Below are 25,534 nucleotides of genomic sequence, written 5' to 3' on the forward strand. Positions count from 1 at the left end.
TCGCGCCATGAGCGACGTCCGCGCCGCACCCTCGCATCGGGGCGGGTCGATCCCCGGACGACCCGCCCCACGTCTGCTCGGAGAAAGACATGCACGATTCCCTCATCCACCTGTCATCTGCAGGCGTCTCGCTGCTGCTGGACGTCAGCGGCGACGACCTCCCGGCCATCGTGCACTGGGGAGCCGCCCTCGGATCGCTGTCGGAGGACGACGCCCGGATGCTCGCTCTCGCGGCCGTCGAGCCGGTCGTGCCCAACGCGGGCGACGTCCCCATCCGGGTCGCGCTGCTGCCGGAGGGATGGCGAGGCTGGACGGGCAAACCGGGGGTCGAAGGGCATCGCGACGGCGCCGACTGGTCGCCGCGCTTCCGCACGGAGCGGGTGACGCTCGGTGGGAGCGATCTCGTCGTCACTTTCACCGAGGCGGATGCGGGGACGGTGGTCGTCGAATCCGAGGACGCGACGGCCGGCCTCCACCTCGTGACCGAGATCGAGCTCACGGGCTCGGGCGTCGTCCGCGCCAGGGCGACGCTGCGCAACACCGCCGACGACCACTACGACGTCGCGGCCCTGAACATCGCATTCCCGCTCCCGCCGAACGCACGGGAGATCCTGGACTTCGCAGGCAGGTGGGGCAAGGAGCGCACGCCGCAGCGCAGCGCGCTCGTCGTCGGCATCCACGAGCGCGAAGGACGCAAGGGTCGCACGGGCGCGGATGCCGCCACAGTCCTCTCCGTGGGCGTTCCCGGCTTCGGGTTCGGCGCCGGAGAGGTGTGGGGCGTGCATGTGGGATTCAGCGGCAACCACCGCGCCTACGCGGAACGACTGTTCTCGGGCGTGCAGGTGATCGGGGGCGGCGAGCTGCTGCTGCCGGGCGAGATCCGCCTGGCGACCGGCGAGGAGTACTCGGGGCCCTGGGTCTACGGAGTCTGGGGGGACGGTCTCGACGAGCAGGCGGCGCGGATCCACCGGATGCTGCGCGCCCGACCTCGGCATCCGCGCAGACCGCGTCCGGTGACCCTCAACGTCTGGGAGGCCGTCTACTTCGACCACGACCGTCAGCGCCTGTGGGACCTCGCCGACCGTGCCGAGGCTCTCGGGGTCGAGCGCTTCGTCCTCGACGACGGCTGGTTCCGCGGGCGCCGCGACGACACGGCGGGTCTCGGCGACTGGTTCGTCGACGAGGAGGTCTGGCCCGACGGGCTTCGCCCGCTGGCGGAGCACGTCCGCGACCGCGGCATGGAGTTCGGGATCTGGTTCGAACCCGAGATGGTCAGCCCTGACTCCGACCTGGCGCGCGAGCATCCCGAGTGGATCCTCGCGACGGGCGGACGCATGCCGGTGCTCGCGCGCAACCAGCTGGTGCTCGACATCGCACGGGACGATGCGTACGCCTTCGTGCTGGAGCGCATCAGAGAGGTGCTCCGAGAGACGGCGGCGTCGTACATCAAGTGGGACCACAACCGAGATCTCGTCGACCCGGGGCACGGCCCTCGGGGTGTGCCCGGGGTCCACGGACAGACCCTCGCCGCATATCGGATGATGGCGGAGCTGAAGGAGCTGTTCCCTGAACTGGAGATCGAGTCCTGCTCGTCGGGCGGCGCTCGAGTGGACCTCGGCGTCATCGAGCACACCGACCGCGTGTGGGTGTCGGACTGCATCGACCCGCTCGAGCGGCAGCAGATGAATCGCTGGACCGCCCAGCTGCTCCCCCCGGAACTGCTGGGATCGCATGTGGCGTCCGGTGTGTCGCACTCCACTGGTCGCTCGCACACCCTCGCCTTCCGCGCGGCAACGGCCCTGCACGGTCACTTCGGGATCGAGTGGGACCTGGCTGCTGCCACTCCCGACGAGCTGCACGAGCTCGGCGAGTGGATCGCTCTCTACAAGGAGTCCCGCGCGCTGATGCACACCGGCGAGATGGTGCGGATCGACACCTCCGACCCGACCCTGCACCTGTACGGGTCGGTCAGCGAGGAGCGGGACTCCGCGCTGTTCGTGCTCGCCAGCATCGGCCGCTCGGAGGTGTCGCCGCTCGGTCGCTTCGCACTCCGCGGCCTCGACCCCGACGCCCGGTACCGCGTGCGGCCCGTGCTGCCGGGCGGAGCACCCCGCGGCCTCATCCGTCCGCCCTGGTTCGGTGCTGACGACCGCGGGGTCGAGCTGACGGGACGCGCCTTGGCGACAGCCGGACTGCACACGCCGTCGATGCACCCGGAGTCGGCTATCGTGCTCGACGTGAGCGCCGTCCGATGACCGGACACCCGGACCACAGCCTGATCGGAGGATCCGCATGACCGTCGACCGGAGAGCACTGCACGACGGATGGACCGTGACCGCGGGCCGAGGACCCGTGCCGGAGCAGATCCGCACGGCCGGTGCGATCACGGCATCCGTTCCCGGGGTGGTGCACACCGATCTCCTGGCCGCCGGTCTCATCGCAGATCCCTACCTCGACGAGAACGAGAAGGCGCAGGGCTGGATCGGGCTGACCGACTGGACCTACTCGACGACCTTCGACGGCCCCGCCGAGGGCGACCGTCACGAACTGGTCTTCGACGGACTCGACACGATCGCACGGGTGCGACTCAACGGCACCGACCTCGGCGACACCCGGAACATGCACCGCACGCACCGTTTCGACGTCACGGACCAGCTGCGCGCGGAGGGGAACGAGCTCGTGGTCGAGTTCTCGTCCCCGATCCGCGCGGCGGATGCTGCCAGCCTGGCTCTCGGCTACCGCCCCCACACCAACCACCACCCGTACAATGCCATCCGCAAGATGGCCTGCAGCTTCGGCTGGGACTGGGGCATCGACACCTCCACCTCGGGCATCTGGCGTCCGGTCGCACTCGAGAGCTGGTCGGGGTCCCGGCTGGGTGAGGTCCGCATCGCCGGCGACGTCGTCGACGGTGAACCGCGCGCACGGGTGACCGTCGAGGTGCGGGGCGGTGCGAGCGAGGCGCGCATCGCTGTCGCGGGCGTCGTGCACGATGCGCCGATCGTCGACGGCTGGGCTCGTCTCGATGTGGCCGCTCCCGACGTCGAGCTCTGGTGGCCGCGCGGTCACGGAACCCAGGAGCTGTACGACGTGACGGTCGAGCTGCGCGCCGACGGCGTGGTGCAGGACACCGCCTCGAGGCGGATCGGGTTCCGCAGCGCCGAGGTGCGGCTGGACGAGGACGCCGACGGGACGGCGTTCTCAATCGTGGTGAACGGCCGGCGGATCCTCATCCGCGGCGCGAACTGGATCCCCGACGATGCCTTCCCTCACCGGGTCGATCGCGCACGGTACGCCCGCCGCCTCGACCAGGCGGAGTTCGCGGGCATCAACCTCATCCGCGTGTGGGGCGGCGGCATCTACGAGTCCGAGGACTTCTACAGCGAGTGCGATGAGCGCGGCATCCTCACCTGGCAGGACTTCCTGCTCGCGTGTGCGGCCTATGCCGAGGACGAGCCGCTGTGGAGCGAGTTCGAGGCCGAGGCGGCTGAAGCCATCGCCCGACTGTCCACGCACCCGTCGCTTGTGATTCTCAACGGCAACAACGAGAACATCTGGGGATATCAGGATTGGGATTGGGACAAGCGCCTCGACGGCCGAACCTGGGGCGCCGGCTACTACTACGACCTGTTCCCGACGCTGATGGCCGACATCGCGCCGCACGTGTCCTACACGCCGGGCAGCCCGTTCTCGCCGGATCGCGCGGCGCATCAGAACGATCCTGCACAGGGCACGGTGCACGTCTGGGACCTCTGGAACGTCAAGGACTGGCCGCACTACCGCGACCACCGGCCACGGTTCGTCGCCGAGTTCGGCTGGCAGGGTCCCCCGACATGGAGCACGCTCCTCGAGTCGATCCACGATGATCCGCTCACCCCGGAGTCGCCGGGGATGCTGGTGCATCAGAAGGCGGCGAAGGGCAACGACAAGCTGACGGACGGCCTCACGGCTCACGTGCCGCTGCCGAACGACATGACCGACTGGCACTGGGCGATGTCGCTCAATCAGGCGGTCGCCGTGCGCACCGCGATCGAATGGTGGCGTTCTCTGACACCGCACTGCACGGGCACGGTCATGTGGCAGCTCAACGACTGCTGGCCCGTCACGTCGTGGGCTGCGGTCGACGGAGCAGAACGGCCGAAGCCCCTGCTCTACGCTCTGCGCCACGCGCACCGCGAGCGGCTGCTCACGCTGCAGCCCGACGACGGCGGGCTGTGGCTGTCGGCGGTGAACGACACGGCCGCCGCGTGGGCGGGAGCGGTGCTCGTGGAGCGCCGCACGTTCGCCGGAACCGTGCTCGCATCAGAGACGTACGACATCGCCGTGGGGCCTCGCGCTGCCGTGCGCGTCGCTCTGTCCGCGTCGATCGCGAACCCGGACGATGCGACCCACGAGCTCGTCGTCGCGCGAGTGGGCGACGCGGTCGCTCACTCGTTCTTCGCCGAGGCCAGGGCATCCCGCCTCGCCCCGGCGGAGACCGAGGTCACGGCGGCGCCGACGTCGGAAGGCTGGACCGTCGAGGTCACGGCACGGACGCTGGTGCGCGATGCCACGCTGCTCGTCGATCGTCTGGATCCGGACGCCGAGGCCGACGACGCCCTGCGCACGCTGCTGCCGGGCGAGAGCGCGGTCTTCACGGTGCGCGGAGCCCGCGGCGCCACAGCCGCTGACTTCGCGGCGGCTCCCGTGCTGCGCACGCTCAACGATCTGCTCGGGAGTCAGCCGGCGCGCGGCTGTCGCGAGGAGGGCACTGGACCCTCGACCAGGCTGAGATCATCGTGACCAGCCGAGACGTCGACCGTGCTCCGGGGCCTCCCCAGCTCATCGGTCACGCCGGCATGCTGTACCCCGACGGCGGGCTCTGCATCTCGTGGGTTCGGTGACCCCTCCGTCATTGTGGCGCGATGTGGAGATCTGCTGATCGATCACGGCCCGAGCTGCAGGTGATGGACGTGACCGATCGCTTCGTCGAGCAGGTCCTTCACATGGGCGTCGAACAATGCGTAGCGGATATGACGACCGTCCCGACTGCCCACGACCAGGTTCAGGTGCCGCAGCAGGCGCAAGTGGTTGGAGACGGTGGTCTGCCCGGCGGCGAGCAGCTCGCTGAGCTCGGCGACCGTGTGCGGGCGAGAAGCCAGCAGACTGAGTACCCGCAACCGCACCGGGGAGGCTAGCGCCCGCATGATCTCGGCGAGCTGCTCCGCGTCGGCCGAGGAGAGGCCCGCAGGTTCGGGACCTGCATCAGACGTCATCGTTGCACCACCCCTCCGCTTGACGATCTCGATAATCATTCACAACAACAACATATCATGATGTTGTGATGTATTTTGGTGGGTATGACCACCACGATGGACAAGCCCACGACGGAAGCACATGAGCACGCACATGGCTCGGGCCGGTGGGAACTGTGGTTCGCGATCGCGTCGGGGGTCACCTACGCGGCGGGGATGATCACCGAGTACGCGGTCGGGTTGCCGCTGATCGGGTTGCCGTTGGTGTTCTTCCTCGCCACGTACTTCTTCGGCGGGTTCTTCACCATCCGCACCGCGATCTCCTCCATCCTCCGCGGGAAGTTCGAGGTCGACTTCCTCATGCTGGTCGCCGCGATCGGCGCCGCTCTGATCGGGAAGTGGGCCGAGGGCGCGGTGCTGCTGTTCCTGTTCAGCCTTGGGCACGCGCTCGAAGAGTTCGCGCTGAGCAGGGCCAGCAAGTCCATCGAGGCTCTCGCCGAACTCGCCCCCCGCCGTGCGCTGGTGCGCCGCGGGGACGGGGAGCCGGTCGACGTGCCGGTGGAGGAGATCGCGGTCGGAGACATCGTGGTGATCCGCCCGAACTCGCGGATCCCGTCCGATGGCTTCGTGGTGTCCGGGGTGTCCGCCGTGGACCAGGCCGCGGTCACCGGCGAGTCCATCCCCGTCGAGAAAGAGCCGGTCGACGACCCGGCGCGGGCGATGCGGACCGTCGACACACTCCCCGCCGCCAACCGGGTGTTCGCGGGCACGGTGAACGGGTCCGGAGTGCTCGAGATCGCGGTGACCGCGACCGCCGCGGATTCCACCCTGAGCAAGGTCGTCGAGCTGGTGCGCACCGCCGACCAGGCCACCTCCCCCACCCAGCAGTTCATCGACCGGTTCCAGCGCTGGTACGTGCCCGCGGTCATCCTCGGCGTCGCCGCTACCCTGCTGGTGTCGATGTTCGTCTTCACCCAGCCGTTCCCGGACGCGTTCTACCTGGCCATGACCGTGCTTGTCGCCGCCAGCCCCTGCGCCCTCGCCATCGCGACTCCGGCCGCCGTGCTGGCCGGAGTCGCCCGCGCCGCCCGCGCAGGCGTGCTCGTCAAGGGCGGCGCACCGTTGGAGACGCTGGGCCGGGTCAAGGCGATGGCGTTCGACAAGACCGGCACCCTCACCTGGGGGGCACCCCGGGTGACGTCCGTGACGGCCTCCACCGACCCGGCCGGCGCCCTGCTGGTGCCGACCCTGGTGGCAGTCGAATCGCTCAGCGATCACCCGCTGGCCACGGCGATCGTGCGCGACCTCTCCGAACAGGTTCCCACCGCCAACCGCCTCGTGGCGACAGATCTGAACGCGGTGGTCGGCCGCGGCGTGCACGCGGTCATCGACGGGGAAGCAGTGCAGGTGGGGAACCTCCGCATGTTCGACGAACAGAACCTCACCCTTCCGCCCACTCTCCAGGAAGCGTACGAACAGGCTCGGGATTCCGGGCAGACGCTGATGATCGTGCGGCGCGGCGCGGACTTCCTCGGGATCGTCGGGGTGATGGACGCATCCCGCGCTGAATCCGCGCAGGTGCTGCGCGTGCTGCGCGAGGAGAACGTCGGTCAGCTCGTGATGATCTCCGGCGACAACCAGCGGGTGGCGAACGCGGTCGGCCGTGAAGTCGGCGTCGACACCGCCATCGGAGAGCTGCTTCCCGAAGACAAGGTCGCCGAGATCGGCCGACTCTCCCGAACCCACCGTCCCATCGCGATGGTCGGCGACGGAGTGAACGACGCCCCCGCGATGGCCAGCGCCGACATCGGCATCGCCATGGGCGCCGCCGGCTCCACCGTCGCATTGGAGACCTGCGACATCGCCCTGATGAGCGACGACCTCGGCCGCGTGCCGTTCGCAGTGAGACTCAGCCGCGCCACCAGCCGGATCATCCGACAGAACCTGATCGCGAGCCTCGCCGTGGTGGTGTTCCTCATCATCGCCACCTTCGTGGGCCTGAACATCGGCGCCGTCGTCCTCATCCACGAAGGCTCCACCCTCATCGTCGTCGGCAACGCGCTCCGGCTGCTCACCTTCGATCGCGGCAAGGAACACCACGGCATCGACCACGAAGACAAGCCATCCGCCTGAGAAGAGACCTCCGGCGAGGAGGCTCCTGCGGGGCCCAGCGGTTCCGCGTGTGGGCGTTGCGAGGCGCGGGGCCGAAGGACCGGGGCATCCACCACGTGTCGCCCTCCCCTCCCGGTACGGCAGGGGCTGGAGCTAGCTCCCCTGCCGTCCGCGGGAGAGCGTGGCGAGGTACTCGTTGTACGCGTCGAGCTCTGCGTCCTCCGCGTGTTGTCGTTGCTTGGAAGTGCGCACGTCGCGTGCACGCCAGCGGGACAGGCAGACGATGAGCACCACGAACATCGGCAGTTCCGCATAGGTCCATACCAGCGTCCCCGCGATCGCCTGGTCTATGACAGGGTCATGGCTGCCCGTGGGAGTGGCGTATGCGCTGAACAGCGGCGTGCTGGTGCGGAGGAGGATCAGTCCGATGACGGCGTGGATCTGGATCTCGACAACGATGTCGACGAATCGGGCGGCGAAGGAGGGGACGCGCGGCAGCGGGTCGGACGACCACAGCGGTGTCGCCGAGACGACGCCGAGAACGAGGACGATGGCCAAGAAGAGGTCGTGCCCGAAGGGGACGCGCATGATGACGCTGATGGCATCCGTCAGGTAGAGGACCGGATACAGCAGCATCGCGATGACGATGGCGACCACGGGGTGCAGCGCGGCACGCCAGAACCGTGAGCGGAGCCCGGCGTGCGCGGCACGAAGCACGAGGCGCCCGAGGCCGGTGTGCGGTGTGCTGCGCAGGAGCAGCCGGCCGGGCGACCCGGCGATCAGGAGCGGCGGGACGACAGTCAGCAGGGTGATCTGCTGGAACATCAAGGCGGAGACAGAGTCCGTGGCGAGGCGGTTCACACCGAACGTCGTGACGGCGACGATCAGGGCGCACCCGATCAGGAACGATGCCGTACGGGCGACCGCCCAGCGGCGGCCATGTCGCCACATCCAGATCGCTCCGCGCACATACAGCACCGCGAGTAGCAGCGCGGCGAGAGCGACGGGCGAGCCCGCCTGAGGCTCGAACGCGCCCCACTGGTCGATCGGCGGCATAGAGATTCCCTTCTTCGAGGCGATGATAAGTCCGGGCAGCTGAAGCCCCGCCGATAACCTCTCCGATTGTCGGTTCCGAAGGACGTTGGAGGCGACCATCCGGTCGGTTTGGCGACGTCCTGCCCGGAACGATCGTCGCCAACGCTCCGGACACCCGCGAACGGGCCAGCTACACCGCGGGCGCAAACGATCTGAGCGCGCGCTCGTAGGCTGCGGTGTCACCGCGCACCTCATCGGTGACGAGGACTGCGTGAGGTCCGATCTGTCTCGCGTGCGCTCCCACACAGGGCACCGTCACCACCTTGGTCAGGCCCCGCCGCCATGCGTCGGCCAACACTTCCACGCTCCGACGCTCGGGGCTGTTCGCCAAGATCGTCGGACGAGATGCCGCGTGAGCGTCGAAACCGAGTCGGTCCCACTCCCGATAGGTCACGTCATCGAACACCTCAGCGCCGAACTGTTCACCCCAACTCGGCCCGGTCAGCTGCCGAAGAAGCCTCGCCCGCTCGGTCTCGCTCGCCTCCGTGCTGAAGACACTGTCGACCAGAGCTCGATCGGGCTCGATACCGGCATGTGCGAGGACTTCGTCCCAGACTCCTGGCCATTCCCTCGACCATCGATCGCGTGTTGACCGATCGACTGCGTTCGCGGCCGGAACGGGCGTGCGAACCAGGCGCGGCGGCAGGTCTTCACCCTCCGGGCTCAGAGAGTGAGCCTCTCGAAGCCACAGCAACTCGAGCAGTGCATGAGGTCGATCCTCGACGGTGATCGTCATGTCGTGAGGCCACGGACTTTCGGGAATGGGGGTCTCAGAACGCATGCCGCCAGTCCACTGCACCTGCATCGATATCTCAACCGGCCGCGGTCGCTGCTCTCTACTCTTGCGACTGCGCAGACCCCCTCGATCCCGCTCAGTCTGCCGTCGTCGGTGCGGCGCCCACCTGTGGCGAGCGGCCCGCCGGGGCTGTGCGCCTCAGACCAAAGGGGCGCGTTCGGCAGCTATCTCGACAAGGCGATGGCCGGCTCTCAAGGTATGAGAACCATCCTGAATCAATGTGCGGCCCGATCGAGTATGACCGCGGATCGGATCTGCCGGAACGACGGGGAAACTACATTCACCTGCGCACATGCGCTCACTAAACCTCGCAGGCACTCCGTTACTGCTGCGTTACCGCTGAAGAGTCACTCACAGGCGATGGCTCGGTGCTGAAGGTATAGCGTGAGAGCGGTCTCTCGGAAGCCACGCACGCACCGCTCAGGTACTAAGCCGCTTGAAGAACGCCGCACCCGGCGAGGTCACGCGCCTGCGCGTGGACGAACTCGGACGTTGACCTGATCGCGCACTTCTGTGTAGACATCTACATCGATAGTGGGCGAAAACCCCGGCAAGCTCGCTCGGCTCTCTGCTGCTCGCGCGGAGATGGCCACCGAGGCATCCCGCTGGCGACCCGAGGCCTGAGCGCTTCATGGACTTAGAGATCACAAGCACGCCGCGCGCGACGCACGTGTGGACACCATCCGACCAGCAGTCGGACGAGCTGCGACGCGAACTGACGGAGTATAGCTTCCTCGTGCGCGACGCCGACCCCTGGGAGCTCGACGAGGCCGGCTTCATCCCCGAGGGCCAGCAGCATGAGTTCGATCCCACGCGCATCTTCGAAGTCGCGATCGGGGCAGACGCGAATGCGACCCTGCAGGCGCTGGTCGACTCCGGTCACAGACTCGTCTGGCATCGCTGGCAGACCAGGCTCTCCAGGAAGATCTGGGGTGTCAGCGTCGCGATCCCACCCATGACGGACCGGCTCGTGCCCGCCATCGACAGAGCCGAGCACTTCGGACTGAAAGTCCGCGGCAGCCGAGAACTCGGCCTGCGCATGACGCGCGAGGCCTACGCCCGGATCAACAAGCGCTCATCGCTCGCCCCCTGGTTCCGAGAGGACGACCCCGAGCTCTGGGACGCCCTCGACGAGCGGTACGAAGACGCCCAGCACCGCTTCTACACCGACGAATGGTGTGCGGCGCTCCAAGCCGAGGCGCTAGAGGACTTCGACCTCAACAGGGCCCACTTCGCCTTGCTCGATCGCGACGAGTTCGAGCAAGCCCTGCGGTTGGCGGTCAAGAGCCAGCGCGGCATGGTCGAGGTCACCGACCTCGCCCAGTGGGACGGCGTCCGTGGGCTCTTCGTCATGGTGCTCGACGAGTACCGCCAGGCCTATGTCGGCGCCACCGATCACCCAGGCGGAATCATGACCCGCATCAAGCAGCACTGGGCCAGGACAAAGTCGCTCGACCGATTGGTCTGGGGCGATGCCGAGACCTCGATCATCTCGATCGACAGCTTCCGAGCCCTTGACACCACCCGTATCTTCGCCGCCAAGTCCGCGAGATAGTTCGAAGGTGAGAACCCGCTGCTCGAACAGTTCCCGCCCGAGTTCATGCTCAACCGCGTCCCCGGCGGCCGTCACGTCGCCAAGCTCGCCGCCATCGTCGGAGTCAACCAGGTGATCAAGCGCCGCGAGTTCCGCGCATCCGACGCTCAGACCGACTGAGCTGAATCCTCAGTTCCAGTTCATCCCGTGCGAGCGGCTGTCCAGCGCGTTCTTCCAGAACGACTCGCGCGCCAGGATCATGTCGGCCCGCGTCTTGGGGTCGAAGATCTCCAGGATCGAGTACTGGAAGTTCTCCACGATGTGCCCGTCGCCGAGATCATGGCGCAGCTGCTCGAGCTCCCGGTTGCCGCCGGTGAGGTTCTTCAGGTGTGCGTAGCTGGACCAGCGCTGCCACAGGCCGTTGGCCTCTCCGGATGCTGACCCGACGTACAGCCGCCCGCAGCTGAGGTCGGTGATGATGTAGACGCCCTTCACGCTGGAGAGCGCGTCCTTCCAGCTGGGCTCGTCGCCGGCGATGATGCGCTGCACCTCGTGGTGCCGCAGCCAGACGTTCTGGTATCCGGGGAAGGTGCCGAGCTTGACGTCGGGCGCGAGCTCGTAGACCTCCGGGGCGAGCAGGCTCTCCTGCAGACCCACGTAGTGGCGCAGGTACGGACTCCGACCGATGGGCCTCTCGAGCTTGACGATGAGGCGCTTGATGAACTCCTCGTGCAACGGGAGTGGGGTCAGCTCGTACCCCAGGTCGTCGAAGCGATCGGGCTTGATCTCGGCCACCTCGAACGCGCCGCCGAACATGAAGTACTGCGGCCCGTAGGGGTAGTACTGCGCGAAGGCGAGCAAGTAGCGGGCACCGCCCATGTTGTTGTTCGTCTGCTTCGTGCGCCAGCGGCCGAAATTGAGCCAGCGCTCGTGGTCGTCCATGAGGAAGTCCCACGCCTCACCACTGCCGTCGCCGGCGCGCATGTTGAACTTCACCTTCGTGAGCTCCGGCTCCGGGACGGGCAGGAAGTCGGTGAAGGCGATCAAAGGCTGCTCCCATCGGTACTGGCGACGAGCGATCAGACGCTCTCGCATCTCACTCTACGAACACCGCCCGAGCCGACAGGCCCATGTCTCCCGCCGGTGGAAGGATCGCACCATGAACACCCCGCGCCTTGACGAGCGCCGTACCCGTGCCGCGATCGCCGCGTTCGATCTCATCGAGACGGACGTCCGGCCGCACCTGGCCGCCGGCGGCAACCTCTGGACCAAGGGGTCAGGAGGGTACCCGAGCCGACTCCGGCAGATGCTCGGTGCGCTCGACGACGGCCACCCTGTGTCCTTCGCGACCAAGGACGCGATGGAGTTGCCGCAGGCCGAACGGAAGGTCGAGCACGTGATCCCGTTCAAGCGGATCATCGTCGAGATCGTCGACCCGAGCCAGGCGGACCCGCGATCGAACACACGGCAGGGGCCGATCGCCGGAGGGCCCGCCACGTCGCCGAAGCAGCTGCTGTCGATCTTCGGTCAGCTCCTCGTGAAGTGCTGGGTCACGAAGGACGAGCCGGGGATCTGGGAGGGAGACCCGATGACGAACACTGGCGCGCGCCCTGAGGCTGCCACCGCGCCCGAGACCGTGAAGTACGAGACGAAGACCGTCCAGACGGTCCGCGGCACCGAGAAGCTCATGATCTCCAAGTGGGAGAGGGACGGCTGGGAGCTGGTCACTCAGAACCCCGGCAAGCTCCGCACGGAGCTGGTGTTCCGCCGACCGAAGCCGCCGCTGCCGTGGAAACTGTTCGCAATCGTCGGCGGCGCGCTCGTGGTCGTCGCGATCGCCATCATCCTCGGGATCACCCTCGGTGGCGACAAGGACGACAACACGGCGCCGGCGAGCACTCCGAGCACGGAAGCGGTCGCACCGCGTGACGAGCCCTCGACAGAGCCGGAAGAGCCAGACGCGACCGCTCCCGCTGATGAGCCGACGCTCACCGTCCAGAACAACGCCGACCTCGCGGCTCTGCTCACAGGCCCCCAGGACGGCCCGACCGTCGAAGCCTTTGCCCAGAAGTACGCCGGGCAACTGATCGAGTTCGACGGCGCGATCGGCGCGATGAACCCGCACGAGGGCTACACGAGCCGCTACGACATCATGATCGTCAGCGGCGACTACAGCGAGACCCACTCGAACGGCGGTCCCAGCTTCCAGTTCCGTGACGTCAGCATCACGAACGACCTGCATCTCACGGACGACGCTCCCGACACCATCGGTGTCGGCGACAACGTCCACGTCATCGCTCGCGTCGGCTCGCTCGACGGTCAGCTGTTCCTTCTCGAGCCGGTGCGGACCAGCGTGCGCTGAACTGTCGCCGCCCTGAACGCGCGACCGTCGAGCTACCGCTGATCGATCCGCTCAGCGCCGGCGAGGAACTCTCCGTCCAGGAGCTTCGTCGCGCCGAGCACCTCGACGCCGAGCAGCATCCCTGCCTGGTCGAAGTCGAGAACGACCGTGCCGCCGGCGGTCTGGACGGCCTTGTTGCGCGCACGGGGTGCCCGGGTTCATGCCGAACGCGGCATCCTCCACCCACGCACGGTGACCCTGCGCATCGGAGGTCGCGACAGGACTAGCTCGTCGGCGTTCGCAAGCAGTTGCGCCTCGTGCAGGCGGCCCTCGGGGTGAGCTCCAGGTGCCCGTCCACGCGGCGCTGTGCTTCCTCGAGGCGGACAGGCCGATGATCAGGGGCAGCTTCACGTCGGCCGTGTCGATGTGGTGTGGCCGCGCATGTTGGTCAAGCGCACCAACGAGACGACACAGACCGCCGTCTATGCGGACGCCGTATGCTCCCGGATCTCGCGGACCCCGCCTGACACATGCCGACGCGTCTTTTCGCGAGAGCTGCGTGACTCCCCCTAGCCGCGAGCGGACGAGGTGATCAACGAGTAAGCAGGACGATTGGGCTCTGCGTGGACCTGCTGTCTATGGGGCGAGCGAGGCGACGATCTGAGCCGCGGGAGCATGCAGCGCGGAGCGGAAGCCGGTACCAGCCCAGAGGTTGAGGTAGTCAGGATCGCCAGCCTTGGCCGCGGCAGCACGGATCGGGCCGGTCAGCATGTTCACTTCCGGGTATCCGAAGGGGGCGTGCGGGTCATGGGTTCGGATGAACTCATTCTCGATCCCGCGCGCGTATCGACCGGAGAATGCTCGCGTTACGACGGTGACCTGGAATCGTTCGTCCGTCATTGCCGCCGCGTGTGCCGGCTTGGTGCCGGCTTCTTCCGCACGCAAGAACGCCGTGCCCGCCTGTACGGCGACGACTCCGTGGCCCCGGAGGAGGCGGCTGACATCTGCCCGTGTGGCCACGCCGCCTGCAGCAATCAACGGGACGCGGGTCGTCTCGCGGATCTCCGAGATGAGTGTCGAAAGCGGTTGAGCAGATGGCAGGGCTGTGGGGTTGAACGTCCCGCGATGTCCGCCGGCTTCGGGCCCCTGGACGATCAGGAAGTCGGGTCCCGAGGCCTCCGCCGCGTTGGCCTCCGGCGGTGTGGTGACGGTGATCCCGACGGCGATGCCCGCCTCCTGCAGAGTGCTGACATCAGCATGGTCCGGTGCCCCGAACGTGAACGTGACAACCGCAGGCCGGAACTGTCGCACCACGCTGAGCTTCTCATCCCACGAATCGTCGTCGTATCGGGGCTCCGGAAGCTCGACACCGAAGCGCTGTGCGTCCGCGGCAAGAGCTTCTCGATACGCGGCGATGTCCTCCGGCTTGGCCGCCGAGGGTGATGGCACGAAGAGGTTGACGCCGAAGGGCGAGGCTGTAAGTGTTCTGGTCTTCTCGATGTCCTCGGCGAGCCGATCTGCGGTGATGTAGCCGGCGGCGAGAAAGCCGAGACCGCCGCTGTTGCTGACGGCCGCTGCCAGCGCCGGCGTTGACGGCCCGCCGGCCATGGGAGCTTGAATCAGTGGGACCTGCAGCTTCGTGATGTCAAACCTGTTGTCCATTCGTCAGGCTTTCCTTTCGTGCGTGGTGCTTATTGTCGTTGGTGTCCATCGCGGTGCGTCGGCGTGTGATGACGAAGCCGATTGATCGGATGGCGATCGCGCCGATCAGGGCGGTTGCCGCGGCGGCTGCGATCCACTCGAAGATCTCGTGGCCTGCGGGTTGATAGGTGTCAAGGAGCTTGATCGCGTAGGTGGCGCTGGCCGCGGTCGTGAAGGTGAAGGACCAGTAACCGAGCGTGAACGGGACTCGTCGGTAAGTGCCCAGGAACGTCAGCTGCCCGAGGATGAGAACCACGTAGGGGCCGATGAGCAATGCGTGACCGATACCCGCGGTGATGTCGGACATGGGCTGGGACAGAGCAAACCAGGCGTTACCGGCGACGGCAGGGGGTGCGGCGAAGATGGCGATCGTCGGGACCAGTGGGGCGGGCAGAGGTGTTCCGGTGGCGTGTCGAGCAAGGAGTGCGGCACCGACGAGCACCCAGAACAGCGCGCCGACGGCGAATGCGCTGAGTGCGGGCACTTCGGCTCCGACCTGGGCAAGGGACTGGGCGGCGATGAGGCCGGAAGCCACGGTCGGTAGCAGGTAACCGGAGTGGAACTGGTCCCATGCGCGACGGTCGCGGAAGAGACTGGCGAGGAAGTAGCCGGCAAAGAGGGCGGCCGCGACGACGCCGATCGCGACCAGCGCTGCACCGGCATCCGGGAGGTATTCGTGGAGCCGTCCACCGAGAAGCATGAGTGTCACCGGCGCGAGGGCGGCGAATGGTCCGAGCACGGGGTCGCGCAGGGCGGCGGTGAGCTCCTTGGCAGTGAGTGCGAAAGCGAAGCGGGCGATCAGCACGGTCCATACGACTGCGGTGATGCTCCAGAGCAGGTTTGCGGGGAGCATCGGCAGGTCGTGGGTTTGCGAGATTGCTGTCCATGTTCCGGACAGTCCGGCTAGACCGAAGCTGATTCCGAAAAGGTTCAGCGTCGGTCGTGAGGTGTTCATGGGATTCTCCGTTCGTTCCGGGCGGGTGTTCGTCACGTGCCGCCCGTGACGGCGACCGGATCGCGGAAAAGTAGACAGCAGTTCCTGATCGGTCGCCGTCAGAGGATGGCATCGGTGGAGTTCAGCTGATCTTGGACACGTGGTAATGACTGATCAGCCAGCCGTGCGGGTGTCGTTCGAGGAGCACCGTGAGGAACACGGGGATCACCTCGCCGTCGGGGCGGACGAACACCGCGCGTGCGAAGGCGATGACGTTGCCGTCAGAGACCTGGCGCACTGCCTTGAGCTCGTACGACGCACGGAGCCCGACGGGCTGTTTCGCGTAGTACTCCTGCACTGAGGCTCGGCCTGTGGCGTGCTCCGGGTCGAAACCCTGAAACAGCGCGTCCTCGGTGAAACCAGCAGCGACGGCGTCGGGTCGATGCTCCGTGACGTTCCGCGCCCACTCATCGAGGGCGCTGATCGCCGCACTTGCGGCGATGTCTTTGCTCGTCTTCATGACTCCACCTTCTTCGCCTAGTTGCCGGCGCTCTGGCCGCCGTCGACGTGCAGGAACTCTCCAGTGACGAATGGAGCCTGCTCGAGGTAGACCACACCGGCGGCGACGTCATCGACGGTGCCCATGCGCCCGAGCGGATGCAGCGTCGCGAGAGCAGCGTGCGTCTCTTCGGGGTGGATCGGCGTCTTGATGATGCCGGGCGAAACCGCGTTCACCCGGATGCCGCGAGGGGCCAGTTCGATCGCCAGAGACTTCGTCACGGCGGCCAGTCCGCCCTTCGTGAGCGAGGCCAGCGCCGAGGGCACGTTCGAGTTGGCGTACTCGACCAGCGTCGTGGTGATGGAGACGATGTGTCCCGAGCCCTGCTCCGTCATCGCTTCGGTCGTGCGCTGGGTCGCGTGGAAGAAGCCCTCCAGGTTGACCTTCAGCATCCGCGCGAAGTCCTCGGTGCTGTAGTCGACGAACGGCTTGGCGACGAAGATGCCGGCGTTGTTCACGAGCGTGTCGACTCTCCCGAACTCATCGATCGCCGCGCGCACGACGCGCTCAGCGACGACAGGATCCGAGATGTCGCCGGCAACCGTACGGACACCGTCGTCAGTGGACGGTTCGATGGAACGCGAGTTGGCGACCACCGCCCATCCCAGATCCCGGTACGCCGCAACGATGGCCGCGCCGATGCCCTGGGAAGCACCCGTGACGATTGCAACCTTCTGAGTTGACATTGATGTTTCTCCTTTTGTCGTGCCAGCTGCCGACCGTCGGTTGGCGTCGTGCGCACTGGCGTCATTCCGGCTTCGGGTCACGAAGCCGGCGTCTTCAGCTCGGCGGACATCTGCGTACGTCGAGCGCGAGTCTTGATGACAGGCACTGCCGTGACACCGATCACGACAGGAAGAACGAGGTAAGCCCCCGCCGAGACGAGCAGTCCAGACACCGCGACTAGAGCGGTCATGGCTCCCCACCACGCCCGCGTGTAGGCGGGAAGCAGTCGAAGTGCGGCTGCGAGACCGGCGGCGTAGACCGGCACCTGGCAGGCAGCGCACGCAGCGACGATGACATCCGGCCCGATCGGGAGGACGATTACGGCCAGCATCGTCGCCACCATCACCAGCACGGGTCCACGAAGAGCTCTGACTCGTGCTCGTCGGTTCTCTGCACGGTCGGTGCCGAGCTCAGCGATGCTCCCGACGTACGCAATGCTGTTACCGAGCGTGACCACCAGGGCCACCCCCGCTGCAACCAGAGTCCCTGCGGCACCGAACGCCAGACCGAGCATCCGAGCAAGCGGAGCCGAGGTATCGCCCGCGGTCGGACCGAGGACCAGGATCTCGGTAAGAGCGACCAGGATGTACATCACCGAGACCAGGACGAGCGTCGCCAACGTCACCCGCGGAAGGGTGAGCGCCGGGTCTCGGAGGATCCGGGCGAAGCTCGGTGTTGCTTCCCACCCGGTGAGAACCCACGTCAGAACGAGCGCAGCCGACACCGTCGCGAATCCGCCTTGAGGTGCGAACGGATGAAGGTTGGTGGTCTGCATGAAGGGGGCTGCGGCGACGACCGTTGCCGTGATCAATGCGATGAGCAGGGCGGTCAGGATGACCGTCGACACTCCGGTTCCTGCCCGCCGAACTGTGATCGCGACGATCGCCGCGATCGTCGTCGCAGCGGCGACAGCGACCATCGTCACCCTGCCGCCCCCGATGGCCTCTTCGACGTAGCTTCCGGCGATCAGCCCGAGAGCGGGGACCCCGATCGGAACGCCGTAGCGGAACAGGGCCGATACGATCTTGCCGCTCATTGCGCCGAACGCGCTCGCGACGAAGTGCGGAATCCCCACGTCCGTCCCGGTCGCGGGAAACCGCCGTCCGAGCTCCGCGAAGGTGAACGCGATAGGGGTCGATACTGCGAGGACAACAAGAAGCGTCAGGAGGGAGGCTGGTCCGGCTTGCTGCGCGGCCAATGCCGGCAGCGTCAGGATGCCGGGACCGACAACGGTCGCAGTGAAAAGGGCTGTCCCCTTCACGCTTCCGATACGGACGTCGTGGCTCATCGTCGTCTCCTCGCAGAGTCGGGCTGGTGGAGCGCCATGGTTCGGCGCTCCACCGCTCGCCCGGTTCATCTCAGGCGGTCTGCTGGCTCGTCGTGCCACGGACGCCCTGTCGGGCGAGCCACTCCAGCGAGTAGTCGGCGATCGCCTTCCAGCCGCTGTCGACCGTGAGGGAGTGCCCGCGGTCAGCGAACTGCTTCAGCTCAGTGACGGCTGTCGAGTCGCCGTAGAGCTTGAAGGCCGCACGCGTCACGACATCCGGCACGGTGTGATCCATCTGTCCGGAGACCAGCAGCAGCGGGCCACGGGTGTTGTTCGCCGTGTTCACCTTCGCCGGCGACTTCGCGGAGAAGTTCGCGGACGCCGCCTCGAAGAGCGGACGCGCCGGCGACGGAATCGTCCAGCGGTTGAAGAGCTGCGACGACTCTTCCTCAGAGATCGCGTTGCCGAACCCGTAGCGGAACTGCTTCTCCGTCAGAGAGACCGCCCGCTTCTTGTTGGCAGGGTTGCCCAGTGCAGGAAGGCCCGAGCGCAGCTGTGCGAACGGCAGCGGCTTCACGCCCTTGATCTGCGCCGGGTCGATCGCGACAGCGGCGCGAGTGAGGCCCATGCCGGCGAGCTTCTGGGTGATGAGGCCACCGAAGGAGTGGCCGATCACGACAGGTGCTTCATCGAGATCGCGGATGATGCGCTCGTAGTGAGCCGTGATGTCGTCGATGCCGATGTTGGCTACGAGTCCAGGGTTGTTGCGCGCGGCTGCCACCGTGGCGGGCTCGTTCGGCCATCCGGGTGCGACTGCGTCGAAGCCGTTCTTGTTGAACAGGTCCACCCAGGGCTGCCACGCGGTGGAGTGCAGCCAGAGGCCGTGGATGAAGATCACCTTGGTGGGGTTTGCGGTAGTCATGTCAGATCCTTTGAGTCAGGGCCCATCGGGCCGTTTGTTGATGACTCAAGGTTCCTGCGATGGTCACAGGCTCCGAATCTGTCGAATGACCTAATCCGCGGCTGCGCGATCCGTTAGGTCGTCATCCCTCTGAGATCGCCGTGAGGGCATCCCGAAGAGATGCGCGCGACGAGATGCCCAGCTTCGGGAAGATGCGATAGAGGTGCGCGCCGACGGTCCTCGGGGAGAGGAACAGCATGGCACCGATCTGTTTGTTGCTGAGGCCGGATGCAGCCAGCTCCGCGATGTGGCGCTCCTGACTGGTGAGGCTTTCCGGCCCTGTCGCGAGGGGCTTTCCAATGCGTCCTTCTTCGCGCGCTCGTTGTGCCCACGGCACGGCGCGGAGCTCGTCGAAGATCCGAGCGGCTTCATCCAGCGTCTCCCTCGCGAGCGAGTACTCGCGATGCCGACGCAGCCACGCGCCGTAGTCGAGTCGGATGCGGGCAGCGTCGAAGGGGAACAGACGTTCGCCCGGTGTCTGCAGCGCGGCCAGGAACAGCTCTGACGCGTCGTCGTCGTTCTCAGCGACGAGCGCCTGCGCCGCAAGAACCAACATCTCGAGTCGCGGAGACAATTCACCGAGGCGCTCATTAAGAGCCGCCTCGACGTGCGCACGGGCCTCCTCGCCGCGTCCGGTATGGACCGCGGCGTCGATCAGGTCGTAGAACGTTCGTGGGGCCTGCTGCACGTAAGGTGCGAATCCGCCGGGTGTGGTGACTCCGGCCGCGAGCGTGTAGGCGTTCTCCCAGTCCTGTTCGGCGATTGCAGCGGTGATCGCGATCGCCTCCGCAAAGCCCGTGAGAAAGCCGACTCCGCGTGCACGACCCCAGGTCTCAACGGCGCTCTGATGCGAGCGTGCGTCATCGAGCTCGCCCCGTCGGGCGGCGAGAACGCCCAGAAAGGCGCGGAATTGGTGGTGGAAGAGCGCGTACCCGTGCTCTTCGGTGAGCGTGAGACCTCGCCGGGCTGCGGCCTCGGCGTCGTCCCATGCGCCAGACCCCAGCCCTTCGAGGACGATGAGTTGGAGCATCGTCATCACGTTCGTTACCGCGCCGGTCTCAGCCTCACGAGCAACCAGAAGCTCAAGGTACGAGCGGAACTCGCTCAAGATATCGACGTAGTAGGCGGCGACAGCAAGGCGCATCACGTTCCACGGCTCGTCCTCCGGAGAGGAATCGAAGGCGGCCCGAATGCGCGGCGCAACGTCGGTTCCTCGTCGGACGACATCGCCCCACGCATCCCGGTAGATCAACGTGAAGGGTTCGACGCCCTCGCCCTGCGAGTCAAGGAGCGCATCCGTCTCCGACCAATGAGCCTCGTCACCGGCGAACTGATCGATCGCGAGAAGCAGGTTGATCAAGCGGTGATAGGTCTCAGGATCGAGTGTCTCGGCATGCTTACGGATCGTGGAATGGACCCGGCGGTGCGTTCCCCGCACGTCGCCCTCCCTGTACAGGGCAAGATAGGACGCGGTGAGCACGGCATCTGGTGCGTCAGAGTCACCGTTCAACTCGACCAACGACGCTGCCTCGTCAAGCAGAGCTGCCTGCCCAGCGGTGTACGCGGCGGCGGCGATCCGACGTCGTCGGGAGTCGAGATCTTCACTCAGCTCCGCCGACCGGGTCAGCCACGAAACCGCGGCAGCTGCACCCCCGCGCCGCACTGCGTGTCGGGCTGCCGCCTCGAGCACGTCGGCGACCTCCTCGCTCGGATCGACGGTCGCCGCCGACAAGTGACTCGCCCGCCGTTCCAGGTCATCCTCATACAATCGGGCGAGCTCGGCATGCGCCTCTCGGCGCTGGTTCGGTGTCGCGAGCTGTATGACCGCAGAACGGACCAGCGGATGCCGAAACGCGAAGCGCCCTATCTCATCGACGACGACCAGGCCCTGTTCGAGCGCCGAGTCCACACCCGCGAGGTTGAACCTCCTGCCGGACCTGGCAGAACCTCCCGCGCCAGATGCGACACCGTCCAACGCCGCGTAGAGGAGGCGCTGCCGGGTCTTGGGATCGAGGTACGTGAGTCGTCGTCCATAAACGCGCTCAAGTCGGTCACTGAGCGGTATGCCGGACGGGTAGAGGAGGTCCTCGGCCTGCGCCCCGGAACTAGTCGGCGTGATGCAGGTAGGAAGCTCCACGAGAGCCAACGGGTTTCCGGCCGCCTGCTCGAGAACCAGGTCACGAGAACCCGGAGGCAGGTCGGGGAACTGCTCGTCGAGAAGACGACCGGCCTCACCCGGGTCAATCGGCTCCAAGAGCAGTTCGGGAAAACGCGCCTGGTCGAGGACCGTCTCGTACCCTCCACGCAGCGCGAAGACGACGCGGATGCGCGGCTCAGTAACCCGCCGCGCGGCAAAGATGAGGATCTCAAGGGAGACCGGATCGATCCAGTGCGCGTCATCGATCACGACGACAAGAGGATCTGCTGTCGCAGCCTCGTGCCACAGGTTCAGCAACGCGATCCCGAGGCCCATGACGGAGGGATCCCGCAGTTCACCAGAGAAAGCGCTATCGAAGAGTTGGCGTTCGCGGTCGGTCAACTGCGCGAGCGATTCGGAGAGGGCGCTGGTCAATTGGTGCAGTCCGGCGAGCGAGAGTTGCGTCTCAGACTCGACACCTATTGTTCTGACGACGCGCGCTCCATCGACGATTACATACTGGAGGAGCGCCGACTTGCCGACTCCGGGATCGCCGCGAAGCACGAGCACTGGATCGAGCTGCCCGTCGAGGTGCTTCTGAAGTGTCTCGATCTCGCGAGCGCGGCCGAACAGGCGAACACCGGGCGACGTCGTGCGGGAGTCCTGCGTCATAGGGAACCGTCGCCGCGACCAGGCCTAGCCGTTCCCATCACGTATGTCCTCCCGGTGCAACCGTACGCGCATCACATCGTGCTAACAGAGCAAAACGTGGCCCACAGCGAGTCGTATTCCCCCGACAAGACCAGCATGGCAGGTCCGCAGCCGATTGACGCCGCCCAACTCCACTCCACGTGAACGCCTGCGGGGACGGCCAGGCATTGCGGCGATACGCAAGTGGACGGAATGCAGCTCCGCGCTGTGGTCGGCGGATGCCACGAACTCGTGTCTCCGGAGCGCCGTACGCTCCCTATCTGCACCACGTCCGTTCGACGTACTGACTCGACGGTATTACTGGCCCGGAGTGGTTGGCCAAACAGAAGCGGACTGGCTCGGCGGATGCGGGCATTCGGAAGCAACGACGGCATGTGGGAGACCCCACCCGATCGCGGTCAGAGACGCAGCTTCCCGCATCCTGCGTACCCGACCGCATTCCCCAAGACCCATGTCGGGGCGCCGTGGGCTCAGCCACCCAAAATGACCCGCCCCAGCCGCGCAGGCAAGCGCTCCCATCGCTCTCAACCACGGGAATTGGGCAGAAACGACAGATCCGCTCATAATCGGGGGCCGAGCGCGTTAAGCTCGTTCTCAGCCCCTTCTCACTTCAAGGGGTGTGCTTCTAACCGCCGATATTCACAGTTATCCGAACTATCGGCGTAGGAACCATTCTTCCCGGGTTGCATCCACCAGATCGTCGCGGCGAGATCGCCTATGAGGCGCGCGTCACCGAGACCGTCGTCAGCGATGGCCTCGGTCAGCCCGGGGCAACCTACGTGTGTACCGAGTACGTGCGGACCGATGTCCCCGAGACGGGGCGCCAGGTTGTCCACGAGCAGGAAGGGTGCGCGCATTCGCGGTGAGAGCGCATCCGCATCCGGTTCGAGGTGCACATCGTGGCCGGCGACTTCAATCTCGTGATGAGCTGGGCGGAGGCGCGCTTCGCCCTCTCCCAGACGCCTCACGACTCGACGCGGATGCATCTCGTGCGGTACCCGTCAGGGCACATGCCCTATCTCGGCGCCGAATCCCGCGCGGCTCTGCGCGCAGACCTCGACGATTTCGTAAGGAGACTGGCGAGGTAGCACCACCTCGGTGTATTCGCGACCGCGAACGCAGTTCCAAAAGTGGACCTGGTTTCATCCTGTTCGCGCTCTCCGGGAACGGGCGCATAGATGACGCCTCCGCCTTGGACTCACTGACGGCTGCACGCGGCGGTCTGCTTCGATCCGTAAGACTGTTACCGCTGCGTTACCGCAAGGCGGCCGCCGAGCATGACGAAGGCCCCGCATCTCCGTGTTTCCAACGGGAGTCGGGGCCTTCGTGGTGGCGGTGACGGTGGGATTTGAACCCACGGTAGGGGGTTACCCTACACAACTTTTCGAGAGTTGCACCTTCGGCCGCTCGGACACGTCACCGCGGACTAGCTTACGACAACCCGCGCCACGGCGCGAATCGACAGCATCCTCCGCCCGACGTCACCAGGCCGCGGCGACCTCGGCGTGCGTGCGCAGGATGCCCTCTGTCGTCCCCTCGGGCGCGCGTCCGATGCCGCACTCCGTCGCGACTCCGAACTCCGGCACGAAGCGCTGGGCGACGGCCGACCGGCGGCGGGCACCCTCGACGCCGTCCTCGCGGTGCACGAGCCCGATGTACAGCTCGCCGTCGTGCTGCAACCCGGCGAGCGGGGCGTAGTAGGCCTCGTCGTCGCGCTCGATGGGCACCGGCAGGTGCAGCCAGGTGAGGTCACGAGCGGATGCCGCGATCACGGCGTTCGCGTAGCGGACCAGGTTGCCGGCATCCGTCGGCTCGAAGAAGTGCTTCTCGGCGACGTCGCCGTAGCAGAGGTGCACCCCGACCTCGACGTCCGCAGGCACGGCGTCGATGAGGTCGGCGAGCTGCGACACGAGCCCGGGGAACGGGTCGCCCTCCCACCACACGTCCATGATGCGGCCGAACGCGGGCGCGGCCTCGATGACGCCCATCTCGCTCGCGACGTCCCACTGGATCGCGAGGTCGTCGTGCGGGATCTCGGCCACGATCCGGTGGACCTCGCGGCGCAGCGCGGCCTCGTACACGGGCGCGATGGCGGCGCGGTCGTCGCCGAAGAAGAACGAGGTGACGACCGCGACGGGCGTCGGCAGCGAGACCTGGAAGCGCGTCCCCTCGGGCACGGCGCCCTCGTCGCGCAGGCGGGTGAAGATCGCGTATGACTCGATCGCGGCATCCGCGTATCCGAGCGATTGGAGTCGGATGCCGGCGGCATCCACCCCGTCGGCGATGCGCAGCGGCCGCGCGTCGATGCCGGCCCGGAAGGGGATGGGCTCGTCGCCGATCCGCTCGATCCCGTCGGCTTCACCGAGCACGTCGGGCTGGAACATGATCCAGTGGAACCTCTTGCCGACCTCGCCGTCGGGGATGCGGCGCAGCCGCGGTCCGAGGATCTCCGCGGCGGTGCGCATCGTGGTCTCGGCGTCGTCGAAGTTCACGCTGCCCACGAGGAGGGCGCCCTGCGGCTGAGTCATGGCTCCAGGGTACCGGCGCGGGCTTTTCCCCGGCCAGGGGCGCATACCCCTCGGAAGCCGCTGGTCAGGATGGCCTCAGTGACAGCGGAGGGATGCACCATGGGCTTCATCACGTCGGAGGCGCTGGCCGAGACCGGGTACGTCGTGCTCGACGACCACGATCAGGCATCCGACCCGTTGGAATGGACCGACCTGCACTACATCGGATGGCGCTCGTCGGGTGTCACGCGCTTCGCGCCGCTCGCCAGCTACGCGGGCGAGATCGAGTGCAACGGCTTCTGGAACCACACTCCCCCGCGCACCGACAAGGACGGCGTGTGGGTGGAGTCGCAGGTCGCCGTCGCGCCGACGCTGCAGGCCCGCGCACTCGAGCCGGGCGCCGGGGTCGGGCGCTGCCGCGTCATCGAGCTGCAGCCCAACACCTACGCGGATGCCGTCTACAACCTGCACCAGGACGACAACAACCGCCTCAACACCGACGGCACCGGCTGGGTCGTCCGCGGCTACTACAACCTCTCCGACGACGCCGAGTCACTGCTGCTCCTGCGCTCCGACCGCTTCGACCCGGCGACCGAGATCCGCCTGCCGCTGCGTCAGGGCTCGCGCATCATCGTCGACACGCAGCGGTTCTGGCATGCGGTCTGGCACCGGGGCACCGCTCCGCGCTACGCGCTCATCACGTCGTGGACCTCGGGTCCCGAGCTCGACGTCTACATCGCCGCGAACCACGGCGATGCGCATCCCGTGACGGTTGACCTCGACCCGCAGCTGATCGATGACGCGCAGGTCGAGCTCCATCGCCGCATCGAGGAGCGCCGCCGTGTCTTCGAGGCGCAGGGCATCGTCATGGAGCCCCGGGCCGACCTCAGCGTCTGACTCCCCACCCTTCCCCCTGCCC

19 protein-coding genes and 1 tRNA gene are annotated in these 25,534 nt (G+C 66.9%); 7 read left to right on the top strand and 13 right to left on the bottom strand.

Annotated elements, in window-relative coordinates:
• The first annotated feature begins 89 nt into the window (after positions 1-89).
• Complete coding sequence (locus tag A4X16_RS04665) at positions 90-2,255, top strand: alpha-galactosidase (protein ID WP_067117092.1); 2,166 nt, start codon at positions 90-92, stop codon at positions 2,253-2,255.
• A 37-nt stretch (positions 2,256-2,292) separates the two neighbouring features.
• Positions 2,293-4,782, top strand: coding sequence for a glycoside hydrolase family 2 protein (locus tag A4X16_RS04670; RefSeq protein ID WP_067117094.1), 2,490 nt, complete (start codon positions 2,293-2,295; stop codon positions 4,780-4,782).
• Between the two features lie 143 nt (positions 4,783-4,925).
• Here the strand turns inward: A4X16_RS04670 and A4X16_RS04675 are convergent, their stop codons facing one another.
• Positions 4,926-5,294, bottom strand: a complete 369-nt coding sequence (locus A4X16_RS04675; protein ID WP_157559959.1) for an ArsR/SmtB family transcription factor — start codon at positions 5,292-5,294, stop codon at positions 4,926-4,928.
• 45 nt (positions 5,295-5,339) lie between these two features.
• Here A4X16_RS04675 and A4X16_RS04680 point away from each other — a divergent pair, with 45 nt between their 5' ends.
• A complete protein-coding gene (locus A4X16_RS04680; protein ID WP_067117096.1) occupies positions 5,340-7,367 on the top strand; it encodes a heavy metal translocating P-type ATPase in 2,028 nt (675 codons plus the stop codon).
• Between the two features lie 132 nt (positions 7,368-7,499).
• Here A4X16_RS04680 and A4X16_RS04685 read toward each other — a convergent pair whose 3' ends face one another.
• On the bottom strand, positions 7,500-8,402 hold the full coding sequence (locus A4X16_RS04685) for a cytochrome c oxidase assembly protein (protein WP_067117098.1): 903 nt from the start codon (positions 8,400-8,402) through the stop codon (positions 7,500-7,502).
• 169 nt (positions 8,403-8,571) lie between these two features.
• Positions 8,572-9,177: a hypothetical protein gene (locus tag A4X16_RS04690; protein ID WP_067117100.1), complete on the bottom strand. Its 606-nt coding sequence runs from the start codon at positions 9,175-9,177 to the stop codon at positions 8,572-8,574.
• Positions 9,178-9,868: 691 nt separating this feature from the next.
• On the opposite strand from A4X16_RS04690, the gene A4X16_RS04695 reads away from it, so the two are divergent.
• Positions 9,869-10,792 (top strand): hypothetical protein, encoded by a 924-nt coding sequence (locus A4X16_RS04695; protein WP_067117102.1) that lies wholly within the window; start codon positions 9,869-9,871, stop codon positions 10,790-10,792.
• Positions 10,793-10,960: 168 nt separating this feature from the next.
• On the opposite strand, the gene A4X16_RS04700 is transcribed toward A4X16_RS04695, so the two are convergent.
• Positions 10,961-11,866, bottom strand: coding sequence for a GIY-YIG nuclease family protein (locus A4X16_RS04700; RefSeq protein ID WP_082914270.1), 906 nt, complete (start codon positions 11,864-11,866; stop codon positions 10,961-10,963).
• 64 nt (positions 11,867-11,930) lie between these two features.
• On the opposite strand from A4X16_RS04700, the gene A4X16_RS17370 reads away from it, so the two are divergent.
• The gene (locus tag A4X16_RS17370; protein ID WP_082914271.1) at positions 11,931-13,133 is read left to right on the top strand and encodes a DUF4839 domain-containing protein; all 1,203 of its coding nucleotides are present in this window, start codon (positions 11,931-11,933) and stop codon (positions 13,131-13,133) included.
• A gap of 615 nt (positions 13,134-13,748) precedes the next feature.
• Here the strand turns inward: A4X16_RS17370 and A4X16_RS04710 are convergent.
• The 7 genes from A4X16_RS04710 to A4X16_RS04740 all read right to left on the bottom strand — a co-directional run bounded on the left by A4X16_RS04710 (position 13,749) and on the right by A4X16_RS04740 (position 22,069).
• Positions 13,749-14,774, bottom strand: a complete 1,026-nt coding sequence (locus tag A4X16_RS04710; protein WP_067117105.1) for a nitronate monooxygenase — start codon at positions 14,772-14,774, stop codon at positions 13,749-13,751.
• Positions 14,758-15,768 carry a hypothetical protein gene (locus tag A4X16_RS04715; protein WP_082914272.1) on the bottom strand — a complete coding sequence of 337 codons (1,011 nt, stop codon included), beginning with the start codon at positions 15,766-15,768 and terminating at the stop codon, positions 14,758-14,760. The genes A4X16_RS04710 and A4X16_RS04715 overlap by 17 nt, the downstream gene beginning before the upstream one ends.
• A gap of 121 nt (positions 15,769-15,889) precedes the next feature.
• Positions 15,890-16,267, bottom strand: coding sequence for a YybH family protein (locus A4X16_RS04720; protein WP_067117112.1), 378 nt, complete (start codon positions 16,265-16,267; stop codon positions 15,890-15,892).
• A gap of 17 nt (positions 16,268-16,284) precedes the next feature.
• Positions 16,285-16,992 carry an SDR family NAD(P)-dependent oxidoreductase gene (locus A4X16_RS04725; RefSeq protein ID WP_067117116.1) on the bottom strand — a complete coding sequence of 236 codons (708 nt, stop codon included), beginning with the start codon at positions 16,990-16,992 and terminating at the stop codon, positions 16,285-16,287.
• Between the two features lie 77 nt (positions 16,993-17,069).
• Positions 17,070-18,389 (bottom strand): APC family permease, encoded by a 1,320-nt coding sequence (locus A4X16_RS04730; protein WP_082914273.1) that lies wholly within the window; start codon positions 18,387-18,389, stop codon positions 17,070-17,072.
• Position 18,390: 1 nt separating this feature from the next.
• The gene (locus tag A4X16_RS04735) at positions 18,391-19,221 is read right to left on the bottom strand and encodes an alpha/beta hydrolase (protein WP_067117122.1); all 831 of its coding nucleotides are present in this window, start codon (positions 19,219-19,221) and stop codon (positions 18,391-18,393) included.
• Positions 19,222-19,342: 121 nt separating this feature from the next.
• A complete protein-coding gene (locus tag A4X16_RS04740; protein ID WP_067117125.1) occupies positions 19,343-22,069 on the bottom strand; it encodes a helix-turn-helix transcriptional regulator in 2,727 nt (908 codons plus the stop codon).
• A 938-nt stretch (positions 22,070-23,007) separates the two neighbouring features.
• Here A4X16_RS04740 and A4X16_RS04745 point away from each other — a divergent pair.
• A complete protein-coding gene (locus A4X16_RS04745; RefSeq protein WP_157559963.1) occupies positions 23,008-23,196 on the top strand; it encodes a hypothetical protein in 189 nt (62 codons plus the stop codon).
• A gap of 242 nt (positions 23,197-23,438) precedes the next feature.
• On the opposite strand, the gene A4X16_RS04750 is transcribed toward A4X16_RS04745, so the two are convergent.
• Together A4X16_RS04750 and A4X16_RS04755 are read right to left on the bottom strand one after the other, a co-directional pair.
• Positions 23,439-23,529 (bottom strand) — tRNA-Ser (locus tag A4X16_RS04750).
• A 60-nt stretch (positions 23,530-23,589) separates the two neighbouring features.
• Positions 23,590-24,636 (bottom strand): hypothetical protein, encoded by a 1,047-nt coding sequence (locus A4X16_RS04755; protein ID WP_067117131.1) that lies wholly within the window; start codon positions 24,634-24,636, stop codon positions 23,590-23,592.
• A gap of 99 nt (positions 24,637-24,735) precedes the next feature.
• On the opposite strand from A4X16_RS04755, the gene A4X16_RS04760 reads away from it, so the two are divergent.
• The gene (locus A4X16_RS04760) at positions 24,736-25,512 is read left to right on the top strand and encodes a hypothetical protein (RefSeq protein WP_067117135.1); all 777 of its coding nucleotides are present in this window, start codon (positions 24,736-24,738) and stop codon (positions 25,510-25,512) included.
• Positions 25,513-25,534: the final 22 nt, after the last annotated feature.

The organism is Microbacterium sp. H83, from assembly GCF_001650405.1.
GTDB lineage: Bacteria > Actinomycetota > Actinomycetes > Actinomycetales > Microbacteriaceae > Microbacterium.

What these genes read in the sequence shown, in the direction of transcription:
- A4X16_RS04700 (WP_082914270.1), bottom strand. Translation starts at nt 11,866, where the DNA reads ATGCGAGAGCGTCTGATCGCTCGTCGCCAGTACCGATGGGAGCAGCCT.
- A4X16_RS04715 (WP_082914272.1), bottom strand. Translation starts at nt 15,768, where the DNA reads ATGAACACCTCACGACCGACGCTGAACCTTTTCGGAATCAGCTTCGGT.
- A4X16_RS04675 (WP_157559959.1), bottom strand. Translation starts at nt 5,294, where the DNA reads ATGATTATCGAGATCGTCAAGCGGAGGGGTGGTGCAACGATGACGTCT.
- A4X16_RS04730 (WP_082914273.1), bottom strand. Translation starts at nt 18,389, where the DNA reads ATGAACCGGGCGAGCGGTGGAGCGCCGAACCATGGCGCTCCACCAGCC.
- A4X16_RS04740 (WP_067117125.1), bottom strand. Translation starts at nt 22,069, where the DNA reads ATGACGCAGGACTCCCGCACGACGTCGCCCGGTGTTCGCCTGTTCGGC.
- A4X16_RS04665 (WP_067117092.1), top strand. Translation starts at nt 90, where the DNA reads ATGCACGATTCCCTCATCCACCTGTCATCTGCAGGCGTCTCGCTGCTG.
- A4X16_RS04755 (WP_067117131.1), bottom strand. Translation starts at nt 24,636, where the DNA reads ATGACTCAGCCGCAGGGCGCCCTCCTCGTGGGCAGCGTGAACTTCGAC.
- A4X16_RS04680 (WP_067117096.1), top strand. Translation starts at nt 5,340, where the DNA reads ATGACCACCACGATGGACAAGCCCACGACGGAAGCACATGAGCACGCA.
- A4X16_RS04685 (WP_067117098.1), bottom strand. Translation starts at nt 8,402, where the DNA reads ATGCCGCCGATCGACCAGTGGGGCGCGTTCGAGCCTCAGGCGGGCTCG.
- A4X16_RS04710 (WP_067117105.1), bottom strand. Translation starts at nt 14,774, where the DNA reads ATGGACAACAGGTTTGACATCACGAAGCTGCAGGTCCCACTGATTCAA.
- A4X16_RS04695 (WP_067117102.1), top strand. Translation starts at nt 9,869, where the DNA reads ATGGACTTAGAGATCACAAGCACGCCGCGCGCGACGCACGTGTGGACA.
- A4X16_RS04670 (WP_067117094.1), top strand. Translation starts at nt 2,293, where the DNA reads ATGACCGTCGACCGGAGAGCACTGCACGACGGATGGACCGTGACCGCG.
- A4X16_RS04735 (WP_067117122.1), bottom strand. Translation starts at nt 19,221, where the DNA reads ATGACTACCGCAAACCCCACCAAGGTGATCTTCATCCACGGCCTCTGG.
- A4X16_RS04720 (WP_067117112.1), bottom strand. Translation starts at nt 16,267, where the DNA reads ATGAAGACGAGCAAAGACATCGCCGCAAGTGCGGCGATCAGCGCCCTC.
- A4X16_RS04690 (WP_067117100.1), bottom strand. Translation starts at nt 9,177, where the DNA reads ATGACGATCACCGTCGAGGATCGACCTCATGCACTGCTCGAGTTGCTG.
- A4X16_RS04725 (WP_067117116.1), bottom strand. Translation starts at nt 16,992, where the DNA reads ATGTCAACTCAGAAGGTTGCAATCGTCACGGGTGCTTCCCAGGGCATC.
- A4X16_RS17370 (WP_082914271.1), top strand. Translation starts at nt 11,931, where the DNA reads ATGAACACCCCGCGCCTTGACGAGCGCCGTACCCGTGCCGCGATCGCC.
- A4X16_RS04760 (WP_067117135.1), top strand. Translation starts at nt 24,736, where the DNA reads ATGGGCTTCATCACGTCGGAGGCGCTGGCCGAGACCGGGTACGTCGTG.